Origin of the sequence: Pseudobacter sp., assembly GCF_051955275.1 — a bacterium.
GTDB lineage: Bacteria > Bacteroidota > Bacteroidia > Chitinophagales > Chitinophagaceae > Pseudobacter.
Genome location: NZ_JBQCGW010000139.1, coordinates 1 through 13676, shown reverse-complemented (window position 1 = coordinate 13676; position 13676 = coordinate 1). Strand labels below are relative to the sequence as shown.

9 protein-coding genes are annotated in these 13676 nt (G+C 49.6%); 2 read left to right on the top strand and 7 right to left on the bottom strand.

The features are described from left to right. Both ACTHMC_RS12080 and dapA read left to right on the top strand, forming a co-directional pair. On the top strand, positions 1-868 hold an 868-nt coding region (locus tag ACTHMC_RS12080), incomplete at its 5' end, for an acetyl-CoA carboxylase carboxyltransferase subunit alpha (RefSeq protein WP_440413380.1). Positions 869-1100: 232 nt separating this feature from the next. Beyond that, the gene (dapA, locus tag ACTHMC_RS12075; protein ID WP_440413379.1) at positions 1101-1982 is read left to right on the top strand and encodes a 4-hydroxy-tetrahydrodipicolinate synthase; all 882 of its coding nucleotides are present in this window, start codon (positions 1101-1103) and stop codon (positions 1980-1982) included. A 76-nt stretch (positions 1983-2058) separates the two neighbouring features. On the opposite strand, the gene ACTHMC_RS12070 is transcribed toward dapA, so the two are convergent. The 7 genes from ACTHMC_RS12070 to rpoB all read right to left on the bottom strand — a co-directional run. Continuing rightward, positions 2059-3036, bottom strand: coding sequence for a hypothetical protein (locus ACTHMC_RS12070; RefSeq protein WP_440413378.1), 978 nt, complete (start codon positions 3034-3036; stop codon positions 2059-2061). A 162-nt stretch (positions 3037-3198) separates the two neighbouring features. After that, positions 3199-4101 carry a ribonuclease Z gene (locus ACTHMC_RS12065; RefSeq protein ID WP_440413377.1) on the bottom strand — a complete coding sequence of 301 codons (903 nt, stop codon included), beginning with the start codon at positions 4099-4101 and terminating at the stop codon, positions 3199-3201. A 125-nt stretch (positions 4102-4226) separates the two neighbouring features. Continuing rightward, positions 4227-5222, bottom strand: a complete 996-nt coding sequence (locus ACTHMC_RS12060) for a bifunctional heptose 7-phosphate kinase/heptose 1-phosphate adenyltransferase (protein WP_440413376.1) — start codon at positions 5220-5222, stop codon at positions 4227-4229. A 2-nt stretch (positions 5223-5224) separates the two neighbouring features. Beyond that, positions 5225-6634, bottom strand: a complete 1410-nt coding sequence (locus ACTHMC_RS12055) for an APC family permease (protein ID WP_440413375.1) — start codon at positions 6632-6634, stop codon at positions 5225-5227. Positions 6635-6697: 63 nt separating this feature from the next. Continuing rightward, positions 6698-7312 (bottom strand): OmpH family outer membrane protein, encoded by a 615-nt coding sequence (locus ACTHMC_RS12050; RefSeq protein WP_440413374.1) that lies wholly within the window; start codon positions 7310-7312, stop codon positions 6698-6700. Positions 7313-7475: 163 nt separating this feature from the next. Next, a complete protein-coding gene (gene rpoC, locus ACTHMC_RS12045) occupies positions 7476-11768 on the bottom strand; it encodes a DNA-directed RNA polymerase subunit beta' (protein ID WP_440413373.1) in 4293 nt (1430 codons plus the stop codon). A gap of 69 nt (positions 11769-11837) precedes the next feature. Then, the coding region (rpoB, locus tag ACTHMC_RS12040) for a DNA-directed RNA polymerase subunit beta (RefSeq protein WP_440413372.1) at positions 11838-13676 on the bottom strand (1839 nt) is incomplete at its 5' end.

The window sequence follows — 13676 nt, the reverse complement described above, 5'->3', positions numbered from 1 at the left end:
TCCAATCAGGAAGCTGGAAGAGCGTGTTATTGAAGCACGTAAGGCTATTACACAGAATCTTACTCCCTGGCAGAAAGTTCAACTCAGCCGCCATCCGGACCGTCCATATACGTTGAAGTACATAGATAAAATGACCACCGATTTTGTGGAGCTGTATGGGGATCGCAACGTACGTGACGACAAGGCCATGGTGGGAGGATTTGCTTCACTGGATGGACAAACCGTTATGATGATCGGGCAACAGAAGGGAGTAAATACCAAAGCGCGTCAGCTCCGTAATTTCGGAATGGCCAATCCGGAAGGATACCGTAAGGCACTCCGACTGATGAAGCTGGCTGAAAAATTCAACAAACCAATCATTACCCTCATCGATACACCGGGAGCTTATCCCGGTCTGGAAGCTGAAGAACGCGGACAGGGTGAGGCCATCGCACGCAATATCTATGAAATGTGCCGCCTCAAAGTACCTGTGATCTGCGTGATCATCGGTGAAGGCGCCTCCGGCGGCGCCATGGGCATCGGAGTAGGCGATCGCATCTTCATGCTGGAAAATACCTGGTACACGGTGATCTCTCCTGAATCCTGCTCCTCCATCCTCTGGCGCAGCTGGGAATACAAGGAGAAAGCAGCAGAACAACTGAAGCTCACCCCCGATTATATGCACCAGTTCGGACTGATCGACTCCATTGTGCCTGAGCCTCTGGGCGGAGCACACTGGGATTATCAGCAGGCAGCTGATCTGCTCAAACCATTCCTCACAGATACCATCAGAGAGCTCCGGCAAATGGATCCTGAAGAGCGCGTCAAACAACGCATCGAGAAATTCAACAAGATGGGATTCTGGGAAGAATTACCGGCAGAAGGATAATTTATTTGCGTGGTATTCAAATGCACACTACTTTTGACCCCGTCAATGCAAAACATTCAGAAACATATAAAGCAAGTCAAGACCATCTCCATACAAGGGAAGGGTTGATCACCGTTTTGTGTGTCAGCAAAATAATAGAAGGCCTTCCCGTAACAGGAAGGCCTTTCTTATTTGATGTAATGCGATAAAATGTTCACTGTTCACATCACTCAAAACCAAAAACAATTTTCAGATGTCTCTCAGGCAAACTCTTTCAGGTACAGGCGTAGCACTGGTCACTCCTTTCCGCTCCAATATGGAAGTGAATCTGGACGCGCTCGGCCGCATTATCGACTTCGTGATCGATGGCGGCGTTGAATACGTAGTCACCCTCGGCACAACCGGCGAAACGCCCACCCTGAGCAAGGAAGAAAAGATCGCCATCATCCAGTATACTTATGAGAAGGTTGGCAACCGCGTTCCTGTAGTAGTAGGCGTAGGTGGCAACGATACCATCAATCTGGTGAAAGAGCTGGAACACCTTCCCCTGGAAAAAGCTACAGCAATCCTCAGCGCAGCCCCCTATTACAACAAACCCTCACAGGAAGGCATTTTCCAGCACTATAAAATGCTGGCAGCCGCTGCTCCAAAGCCCATCCTTCTTTACAACGTTCCCGGCCGCACGGGCAGGAATATGAGCGCAGACACCACTATCCGCCTCGCAAAGGAAGTTCCCAATATCGCAGGTATCAAAGAAGCGAGCGGTGATATGGCACAATGCATGCAGATCCTGCGAGACAGGCCGGAAGATTTCCTCGTAGTGAGCGGAGATGATGCCCTGGTACTTCCACAGATAGCCTGTGGTATGGACGGTGTGATCAGCGTAGCCGCCAACGCATTCCCCAAAGCATTCACCGGAATGGTGCGCGAGAGCCTGGCAGGCAATTTCAAATCAGCCAAAGCCCTCAACGATACTCTGATCCAGGCTTATGAACTGATGTTCGCTGAGAACAACCCTGCAGGTGTGAAAGCATTTATGACGGAACTCGGACTGATCGAGAACAACCTCCGCCTCCCCATGACCCCGCTCAGTGCCAACCTGTACGCTGCCGTAAAGAACTATCTGAAGAAATAATACCCATACGATACAAAGCAAAGGGACTGCAGTACATGACTGCAATCCCTTTGCTTTTGTTTTTCATGATCATCTATTATAAGCTCAACTTGATTTCGAGTGCGTCCCAATTGCTCTTGAAACTGGGTACCATCACCGGCGTACGCTGCCACTCCGGAGTAAAAGTTACCGTTGAAGTGCCAACCGTATTATCAGGTCTCAGGCCCAGGTTTTCATATACATTCGCTACAGTACCGGTTGCCTTCATCCTCAGTTTACGGCCATCACTCAGGGAAGCTTTGATATTATATTTTCCTACCGGGATGTTCACAATATTGAATGCGTCGAGTTCCCCGAATTGCCTGGTGATCTTGAAAGATTTCGTTTCACCATACATACAGGGTTCAACCGGAGTAAGCTCAATCACAACCACTCCATTGTAAGGCAGGTAACCATCATAGTTCTCACCGGCATAATTCACATTGCACCAGAAATACAATGCACCACCATAATAATTGGTTTCATTATTGGGATGCGCAGCGATCTCATCAGGATTGGCAGGTCCATAAGACAACAACACGAAATTCTTTACCACACCATTGCCAGAAGCAAATGAAGTAGTGCCGCCCACGGGATACAGAGCCATTACAGCAGGAGTTCCGTTATAAGTTACAGTTACCGCTGTTCCGAAAAAGTAAGCAGCGCCTGCAGGGATCTGAAATTCGTAATATCCGTTATCGTCTGTAACGCCCGTCCCGCTTGAATACCAGCCACCGGTCATAGTGCTGGAACAGGATACATTTGCGCCTTTGATCGGCTTTCCTCTGAGATCAGCAACATAACCACGGGCAATGCTTTTTTTAACGGAAAGAGAAGGGAAATTCGGCATCCTTGGTATAGTGTTACCCATCACATTCACATAATATCCGGTTCCGGAAATATTGAAATCCTGATGGCCATTCACCACAGGTAATTCCGGTTGCTGTCCCCATGCCTCTGCGCCAACGCTATCGCCTTTTGAAGAACAACCTGCAAACATCACGGTTGTCATCAGAAAATAATAGAAAAGTTTCATTTTTGATTGCTTGTTTTAATTAGTGTACTTCTTAGAACAAACAAAACTAAACAGCCACTTTCGCTCTGATGAATGATGAAGATATACGTGAAGTATAATCGACGAATGCTGCACATCGCAGCATTTCAGCCGTTCGTCTACGAACGCTATAAACAATAAAGATTATCCTCTGAATGTAACGCCTTCAATGGCCAGGTCGGTATCAGGAAATACTTCGCGGGCTTCAGCCTGGAACTGATCCAGGTTTTCATATTTGGAACTGAAATGTCCGATGAGCAACCTGCCTACACCTGCTTTCTTTGCAATATTGGCGGCCTGCTCCGTGGTAGAATGAAAACGGCTTGCTGCACGGTCGTTTAGCTCCCTGAGATAGGTGGTCTCATGATAGAGTACATCCACGCCGGCAATACGGGGGATCAGCTCTTCATCGTAGATGGTATCTGCACAGTATGCGTAAGATTTAGGTTTGGCAGCGGGATCGGTCACCAGTTCATTGGTCACCAGTGTACCTTCTTTGGTAGTATAATTCTCGCCCCATTTGAGCCTGTCGTAGAAAGCCGCAGGAACACCATGGCGAATGGCTCTCTCCGGATTCACGCGGCGGGGCGCTTTCACCTGCTCAAACCGGAAGCCCCAGCAGGGAATACGGTGTTTGGTAGGGAAACAGGTCACTTTGAACTTATCGGTCTTCACCAGCACTCCCTCCTGGGTAAGCGGGTGAAAATGCAATGTATAGGGAAGAATAGTGCTTGCAGCCTTGAATTGCAGGTCCAGTATGGGTTCCAGCTCGGGCGGTGCAAAAAGGTGCAGATCGTTCTCACGATGAAGCAGCCCCATGCTGTTGAGAAACCCCGGCAGTCCGAAATAATGGTCTCCGTGCAGGTGTGAAATAAAAATGTAATTGATACGGCCCCAACGGATACGGTAACGGCTCAGCTGCACCTGGGTGCCCTCCCCGCAGTCAACGAGGAAGAGCTGGTCATCAAGGGTAACCAGTTGGGCCGTCGGGTGACGGTCGTAGGCGGGTAACGCAGAATTATTTCCAAGTATCGTAACAGCCAGCATCAGTACATTATTTCAAATGGTCATATATCACTTAAAGACTTTCACAGCGGTTGCTTTGCTGCACAATACACACAAAATACCCGGATAAAGCGGGTACGGCCCGGAAAAACGGGCGGCAACACGAACTAATTTAGTAAAATCCTGCATTCCTGCAAGAGGCGGTCCCGGTTTATAGCGGCAGTTCCTACTTCCTCACATACCAGTCCCCCGGCAATATTGGCCACTTCGGCCATCAGGTCTACCCTGCCGGTAGCCGCATAGATCAGGGATGCCACGGCAATCACCGTGTCCCCTGCTCCGGAAACATCCGCAATATTCCGCAGGTGCGAAGGTATGATGCGGGAACTGTTATCATCCTGGTAGAACACCCCTTTTTCAGAAAGGGTAATGAAGGAGATATTGTGCTGAAGCTGCTCCTGCAGCTTCTGGTGTACTTCATTGAGTGTGTCAACGCTCACTTCCTCGAAGAGGATATTGAGCCCTTCTTTCACTTCTTTGAGGTTCGGTTTGAATATGTCAACGCCGTTGTACGCGAAGAAGTTCTTTCTTTTTGGATCCACGGAGGTCAGCACCTTATGCTGTTTGCAGAGTGCTATCACTTTTTCGATCACGGAAGCGGTCAGCACTCCCTTGTTGTAGTCCTCAAAGATCACTACCTGCGGCTGCTCCTTCTGCAGGAACTGTTCCACCGTGGCCAGCAGGCTGGCTTCGTCAGCCTCATTGAGGTCTTTGGTGATCTCTGCATCCAGGCGCATCATCTGCTGATTGCGGGAAATGATCCTGCTTTTGTTGGTAGTGATGCGGGAACTGCTCTGGATGAGATAAGTGGTATCTATTTTTTTCTGCTCGAAGAGCTTTTTGAGATCGCTGCCGTCATCATCCCTGCCCATTACGGAGATGATGCTGACCTGCGCCTGCAGGGATGCCAGATTGAGCGCCACATTGCCTGCTCCTCCGATCCGCTGTTCCTTTCTGTCCAGCGCCACAATGGGCACCGGTGCTTCCGGGGAAATGCGTTCTACATGTCCCCACCAATAGGTGTCGAGCATCACATCCCCTATCACTCCTATTTTAATATTCCTGAACTGCGCGAATAACTGGTCAAAATCTGTCACTGCCATAGTTATTTTGTTATTGCCTGTTTTTTATTAGCCAGTGCAATATAATAAATCGGGATACCAATCAGCGTAATGATCAGCCCGGGCCAGGTATAATTTGGTTTGAATATGATAAGAAGTGCGCAGAACGCCATTCCCATGATGATATACAGGATGGGCATAACAGGGTATCCGAAGGCCTTGTAAGGACGCTCCATATCCGGGCGCTTCTTACGCAGGATGAAGATGCCTACAATGGTGAGCATATAAAAAAGCACCACCACAAAGGAGATCATATCCAGTAACTGCCCGTAAGAACCACTTATACACCAGGCACAGATCACCAGGCACTGGATCCAGAGCCCCTTTGCAGGTACGGCATTCTTATTGAGCGTGGAAGCCTGCCTGAAGAAAAGGCCATCCTTTGCCATCGTGTAATAAACACGGGCACCGGAAAGGATCATACCATTGCTGCATCCGAAGGTGGAGATCATGATCATGATGGCAATGATATAAGAACCGATCGACCCGAATATATTCTGTGAAGCAGCCACCGCTACCCTGTCCTTATCCGCAGAAGCGATCTCTTCCAGGGGCAGTACAGCCGTGTACATTACGTTTGTGCTCACATAGATCAGGGTTACCACCAGGGTACCGAGGAAAAGACTGAGACCGATATTCCTTTTGGGATTCCTGATCTCGCCGGCAATGAAGGTAACGTTGTTCCAGGCATCTGAACTGAAGATGGAGCCTACCATGGCGGCCGCGATGGCACCAAAAGCCAGGGCAGTGGTATAAGACTCCGGGTTGCCCAGCTGGTGCAGGTCCCAGGCATTCGACCAGTTGGCTTCCCAGATCTTCCCGTCGGCCATGATGAAGCCGAAAAGGATCAGACCGAAAAGACTGAGCAGCTTGATGAGGGTCAGCGAGGTCTGAATGATCTTGCCTTCCCTTACACCTCGCGTATTGATATACGTTAGTAAGATGGCAATACCGATAGCCAGCAGCTGCGCCGGCGATATTTTAAAGTTCCCGATCTGTATGGCTACAAGATCTTCACTCAACGAAGGAATAAGATAGGCGGTGAATTTGGCGAAGGCCACGCAAACGGCGGCGATAGTGGCCGTTTGTATCACGGCAAAAAAGCTCCAGCCATATAAAAAGCCTAACAACGGGTTGTAGGCTTCTTTCAGATAAACGTACTGACCACCGGCTTTGGGGAACATTCCGCTCAGTTCACCATAACTCAGGGCTGCCGTAAGCGTCATGAACCCTGTGATGAGCCAGACGGCGATGAGCCATCCTGCGCTGCCCACATTCCGGGTTATATCAGCGCCAACAATGAAGATACCGGAACCGATCATGGATCCAGCCACAATCATAGTGGCATCCAGCAAGCCGAGCGTTGGCTTGAATGAGGTGGTTTGTTCAGCCATAAACAGCAGTGTGGTTGATGATAAGGGATTTAGTTTGGTTGTTGGTGCAGGAAGAAGGACTGCTTAAGGCTTCTTCTTCTTTGCTGCGTACTGTTCATTCAATCCTTTGATGAGATCACCTGTTACATCATAAGTTGAGTCTTTATAGTACATCAGGCTCATGCCGGGATCATATGAAAGGATATAAGTATAGCCTTTGGTCTTGTTGTATTCTTTCAGGAAATCAGACACAGTATTGCGAACCTCAGTGATGGTCTCAAGCTGTGTACGCTGCATATCCTGTTCCAGGGTAACCTTACGGTCATTGAAATTCTTCTGCATGGTGGCCACTTCGTTCTGTGCCTTTACCTCGTCAGCCTGGGTAAGGGCCTGTCCGCGGCTCTGCAGTTCAGCCTGCAGTTGCTGAAGGCGGCGACGGCTCCTGTTGTCCATATCAGCCAGTTCCGCGTTCATGGCCGCCTCTTTCTTCTTCATCTGTTCCAGCACATCCTTGAAATACTCATAACCTGTTTGCAATGAATCAATATCGAAATATCCGATGCGGACGCTTTGGGGGGCATTAGCGCCAGTTCCTTCAGTAACTTTTTTAGAATCCTTGTTACCATTGAAATGCAGGTAAAAAAGAACACCAACGAGTACGAGAGCCAGAACACTTAAGATAGTAGAGATATTTCTCATTCAAAGCTTTTTTGCAAGATATGCTCTTGAGTTATAAGAAAATTGTTAAAACTTTTAACATTAAGACGTAGCCGTAGCAGGCTAAAAACAAAAGAGTAGGAAGCTAAATGCTTCCTACTCTTGATTATATGTACCGTCAGGCAAAAATCATGCGGACCGGTAATTATTCTTCGTCATCAAAGCTCATGGCTTCGCGTGTGGTCTGGAGCAGTTCATATTCTTCCTTGCTGCCTACAACCATATTGTCGAAGTCACGGAGACCAGTACCTGCAGGGATCGGGTGACCAGTGATCACGTTCTCTTTCAGGCCGAGCATGTCATCAGATTTACCCTGGATGGCAGCTGAGGACAGCACCTTGGTGGTTTCCTGGAACGACGCAGCTGAGATCCAGCTTTGAGTTCCGAGTGACGCCTTGGTGATACCGAGCAGAACGGGGTGAGAAGTAGCGGGGTTTGCATCCCTGTACTCTACCGCTTTCTTATCGTTTCTGCGGAGGATGGAGTTTTCCTCGCGGATCTCACGCAGACTTGCGATCTGGCCGGCTTTCAGCTTGGTGCTTTCGCCAGCATCGGAAATCACTTTCTTGTCGAAGATCCAGTCGTTCTCTTCGATGAAGTCGAAGCGGTCTTCCAGGTCCTCCTCGAGGAAGCGGGTATCACCCGGATCCACGATTTCTACCTTCTTCATCATCTGGCGAACGATCACCTCGATATGTTTATCATTGATCTTCACACCTTGTAAACGGTAAACCTCCTGGATCTCATTCACTACGTACTCCTGTACTGCGAACGGTCCTTTGATAGAGAGGATATCACCAGGAGCGATCTGACCATCGGACAGGGCTGCACCGGCTTTGATGAAGTCACCGTCCTGAACCAGGATCTGACGTGTCAGCGGAACGAGGTATTTCTTAACAACACCATCTTTCGCTTCGATCACGATCTCACGGTTACCACGTTTGATCACGCCGAATGAAACCACACCATCGATCTCACACACAACCGCAGGGTTACCCGGGTTACGTGCCTCGAAGAGCTCGGTTACACGTGGCAGACCACCCGTGATGTCACGCTGCATACGCAGGGTCCTCGGGATTTTCACCAGTACCTGACCTGCACGTACAGATTCAGCTTCGTCCACAATGATATGTGAACCTACTGGTAAGTTGTACAGTTTCACTTCCTTGCCTTCAACGATCAGGGTCGGGATCTTGTTCTTATCCTTTGTTTCGATAACCACTTTCTCACGGTGACCTGTTTGTTCGTCGGCCTCTTCGCGGTAAGTGATACCATCGATAACGTTATCAAATTTGATATTACCAGGGATTTCAGCCACAACAACGTTGTTGAACGGATCCCATGTACAGATCGGATCGCCTTTTTTGATCTGTTGTCCGTCTTTCACCAGCAGGGTTGCACCGTAAGGGATGTTGTTGGTGATGAGGAGACGGTCGTTCTTCACATCCATGATACGTAACTCACCTGTACGGCCGATTACGATCTGGATCTTTTCGCCCTCGTTGTTTTCGGTTGTTACTGTACGTAAGCCGTCGAACTGGATGGTACCGTCGAACTTGGCTGGCAGTGAAGATTCGATGGAAGCGGAACCAGCCACACCACCCACGTGGAAGGTACGGAGGGTAAGCTGTGTACCAGGCTCACCGATGGACTGCGCAGCGATGATACCCACGGCGTCACCTTTCTGTGCAATGTTTCCGGTTGCGAGGTTCTTACCGTAACATTTCACGCACACCCCTCTTCTGCTTTCGCAGGTGAGTACAGAGCGGATCTCTACGGTTTCGATACCAGCTTCTTCAATTTCCTTTCCGATGAGTTCTGTGATCTGTGAGCCGCCGGCTACGATCAGTTTCTCAGTGGTTGGGTTATATACATCGTGCAGAGAAGTACGGCCGATGATACGATCGTACAGTGGCTCTACGATTTCTTCATTGTCTTTCAGTGCACTGGTTGCAATACCACGGAGTGTACCGCAATCCTCTTCAGTGATCACCACATCCTGCGCAACGTCTACCAGACGGCGGGTGAGGTAACCGGCATCAGCCGTTTTAAGGGCCGTATCCGCCAGACCTTTACGGGCACCGTGGGTAGAGATGAAGTAATCCAATACGTTCAGACCGCCCTTGAAGTTGGAGAGGATCGGGTTTTCGATGATCTCACTTCCGGTTGAACCTGATTTTCTTGGTTTGGCCATCAGACCCCTGATACCGCAAAGCTGCTTGATCTGCTGTTTGGAACCACGGGCTCCGGAATCAAGCATCATGTATACAGAGTTGAATCCTTGTTTGTCTGTTGCCAGCTCGCGGATCAGTGTTTCTGTGATACGGGTATCCACGCGAGACCAGATGTCTACGATCTGGTTGTAACGTTCGTTGTTGGTGATCAGACCGAGGTTATAGTTGTCCCAAACCTCATCCACCTCTCCTTTCGCATTATCCAGGACCTCTTCCTTGATAGAAGGAATGATGAGGTCATTGATAGAGAACGACAGACCACCCTGGAAGGCAGTACGGAAACCGAGCTGCTTGATATCGTCCAGGAACTTGGCTGTTTTAGGAACGTTGGTGATGGTGATGATGTCACCGATGATCTCACGGAGAGACTTCTTGGTGAGCAGGGCATTGATATAACCAACCTCTTTAGGTACGAACTGGTTGAACAGTACGCGGCCTACAGTGGTGTCGATGAGTTTTCTTACGAGTGTGCCATCGTCCAGGCGAACGGTAGCTTTCACCTTGATATGAGCGTGCAGTTCAACAGTGCCTTCGTTGTGAGCAATGATCACTTCTTCTGCGCTGTAGAATGCTTTTCCTTCCCCGCGGATCTTTTCAGTGTCGGTAGACTTCTTACCTTTTGTGATATAGTACAGACCGAGTACCATGTCCTGTGAAGGCAGGGTCATCGGAGAACCGTTCTGCGGGTTGAGGATGTTGTGTGAAGACAGCATCAGCAATTGGGCTTCCAGTACGGCAGCGTTGCTCAATGGAACGTGAACCGCCATCTGGTCACCGTCAAAGTCGGCGTTGAAGGCCGCACACACCAGCGGGTGAAGCTGGATGGCCTTTCCTTCGATCAGTTTAGGCTGGAAGGCCTGGATAGACAACCTGTGCAGTGTTGGGGCACGGTTGAGCATCACCGGGTGACCTTTCAGGATGTTCTCCAGGATATCCCAAACAACAGCTTCCTTGCGGTCTACCAGTTTACGGGCAGATTTAACTGTTTTCACGATACCTCTTTCGATCAGTTTGCGGATGATGAATGGTTTGAACAATTCAGCAGCCATATCTTTCGGAAGACCGCACTCGTGGAGTTTCAGCTCGGGGCCTACCACGATTACAGAACGACCGGAATAGTCAACACGTTTACCGAGGAGGTTCTGACGGAAACGACCTTGTTTACCTTTCAGTACGTCTGAGAGTGATTTCAGCGCGCGACCACCTTCAGCTTTCACCGCGTTTGATTTACGGCTGTTGTCGAACAGTGAGTCAACGGCTTCCTGCAGCATACGTTTTTCGTTACGCAGGATCACCTCAGGAGCCTTGATCTCCAACAGTCTTTTCAGACGGTTGTTACGGATGATCACACGGCGGTAGAGATCGTTCAGGTCAGAAGACGCGAAGCGGCCACCATCCAGGGGAACCAGCGGACGGAGTTCCGGCGGGATCACAGGGATGTACTGCATTACCATCCACTCGGGGCGGTTGGTGATACGGCCATTTGCTTCACGGAAAGCTTCCACCACGCTCAGACGCTTGAGGGCATCTGCTTTACGTTGCTGGGAAGTTTCAGTGGCAGCGGCGTTACGCAGGTCGAAGGACAGGGAATCCAGTTCAATTCTGCCGAGCAGGTCATGAACGGCTTCCGCACCCATCTTGGCGATGAACTTCTGCGGATCTTCATCAGGGAGGTACTGGTTCTCTTTAGGGAGGTTCTCCAGGATCTCCAGGTATTCTTCTTCAGTGAGCAGGTCACCAGTCTTGAGGCCGCGGTCTTCGCGGATACCAGCCTGGATAACTACAAACCTTTCATAATAAACGATGGTCTCGAGCTTCTTGGAGCTTACACCCAACAGGTAACCGATCTTGTTGGGAAGGCTCTTGAAGTACCAGATATGTACAACAGGCACTACCAGTTTGATGTGGCCCATGCGCTCGCGGCGTACTTTCTTCTCAGTTACTTCCACACCGCAACGATCGCAGACAATGCCTTTATAACGGATACGCTTGTACTTACCGCAGGCACACTCGTAATCCTTAACGGGTCCGAAGATGCGCTCGCAGAACAAACCATCACGCTCAGGTTTGTACGTACGGTAGTTGATGGTCTCAGGCTTCAGCACTTCGCCATAACTGCGCTCCAGGATGGAGTCAGGGGAAGCCAGACCGATGGTGATCTTAGAAAACGTGGCTTTGGGACGATTATCTTTTTTGATAGCCATATTTGAGTTTTCAGTTACTTTTTAATAATTACAAATTCAACACACGGGGTTATCGTGTAACCGGCACTGTTATTCAAACTTCAGATCCAGACCCAGACCACGTAACTCATGTACGAGTACGTTGAATGATTCAGGGATACCTGCTCTCGGGATATTATCACCTTTCACGATCGCTTCGTAAGTTTTCGCGCGGCCGATGATATCATCAGACTTGATAGTTAACAGTTCCTGGAGGATATTGGATGCACCGTATGCTTCGAGTGCCCAAACTTCCATCTCACCGAAACGCTGACCACCGAACTGGGCTTTACCACCGAGCGGCTGTTGCGTGATGAGGGAGTATGGTCCGATGCTACGTGCGTGCATCTTATCGTCCACCATGTGGTGCAGTTTGATCATGTAGATCACACCCACGGTTGCTTTCTGGTGGACGCGCTCGCCGGTTTCACCATCATGCAGATAAGTGTGGCCGAAGGTTGGCAGACCTGCTTTGTTGATGTTCTCAGCGATCTCGTCTACAGTAGCACCGTCGAAGATCGGAGTGGCGAATTTCACACCCAGTTTCAGACCAGCCCAACCGAGTACAGTCTCATAGATCTGTCCCAGGTTCATACGGCTAGGTACACCAAGCGGGTTCAGAACGATGTCTACCGGAGTACCATCAGCGAGGAACGGCATGTCTTCTGCACGCACGATCTTGGCTACGATACCTTTGTTACCGTGGCGGCCCGCCATCTTATCACCCACTTTCAGCTTACGCTTAACAGCAAGGTATACTTTCGCGAGTTTCAGAACGCCCGCAGGTAACTCGTCACCGATAGAGATATTGAATTTCTCCCTCTTGTATCTTCCGAGTTCTTCGTTGAACTTGATGTTATAGTTGTGCAGCAGGATGTTGATCTGATCATCGATGCCATTGTCACCGGTCCAACCCAGCGGATTCACGTTCTGGTAGTCGATACCAGACAGGTTCTTCGGATTGAATTTGGCTCCTTTGCCGATCAGCACTTCACCGAAGTTGTTGTTTACACCCATGCTCGCCTTGTCTTTCAACAGGGATTGCAGTTTGTTCATCAACAGTTCCTTCAGTTCCTCTACATTCTTTTCGTGGATCTTTTCCAGTTTCTCCAGGGAAGCTTTCTCGCGGATCTTCGCGTTCTTGTCTTTCTTGGCGCGCTGGAACAGTTTTTTACCGATCACAACACCTTCCACACCGTTCGGTGCTTTCAGAGAAGCGTCTTTGGCATCACCGGCTTTGTCACCGAAGATGGCGCGGAGCAGTTTCTCTTCAGGGGTAGGATCGCTCTCTCCTTTCGGAGTGATCTTACCGATCAGGATATCGCCTTCCTTGATAGCAGCACCCAGGCGGATGATACCGTTTTCGTCGAGGTCTTTGGTAGCCTCTTCAGAAACGTTGGGGATATCCGGAGTCAGTTCTTCTTCACCGAGTTTGGTATCGCGGACTTCCAGTTCGTATTCGGAGATATGGATAGAAGTGAAGAGGTCTTCACGGGCCACACGCTCATTGATTACGATGGCATCCTCGAAGTTGTAACCCTTCCATGGCATGAAGGCCACCTGCAGGTTACGTCCGAGCGCCAGCTCACCGGCCTGAACCGCATATCCTTCTGTGAGGAAGTCGCCTTTTTTCAGACGCTGTCCTTTCTTAACGGAAGGCTTGTGGTTGATGCAGGTTTCCTGGTTGGTCTTGATGAACTTGGTGAGTTTATAGATCCTGAGATCGTCTTCGAAGCTAACCAGGCGGTCAGCATCTGAACGGTCATAACGTACGTGGATTTCACTTCCGTCTACATATTCAACCACCCCTTCACCTTCGGAAAGGATCTGAACACGTGCGTCACGGGCGGCTTTGCCTTCCAGGCCTGTACCCACGATGGGGTTTTCAGG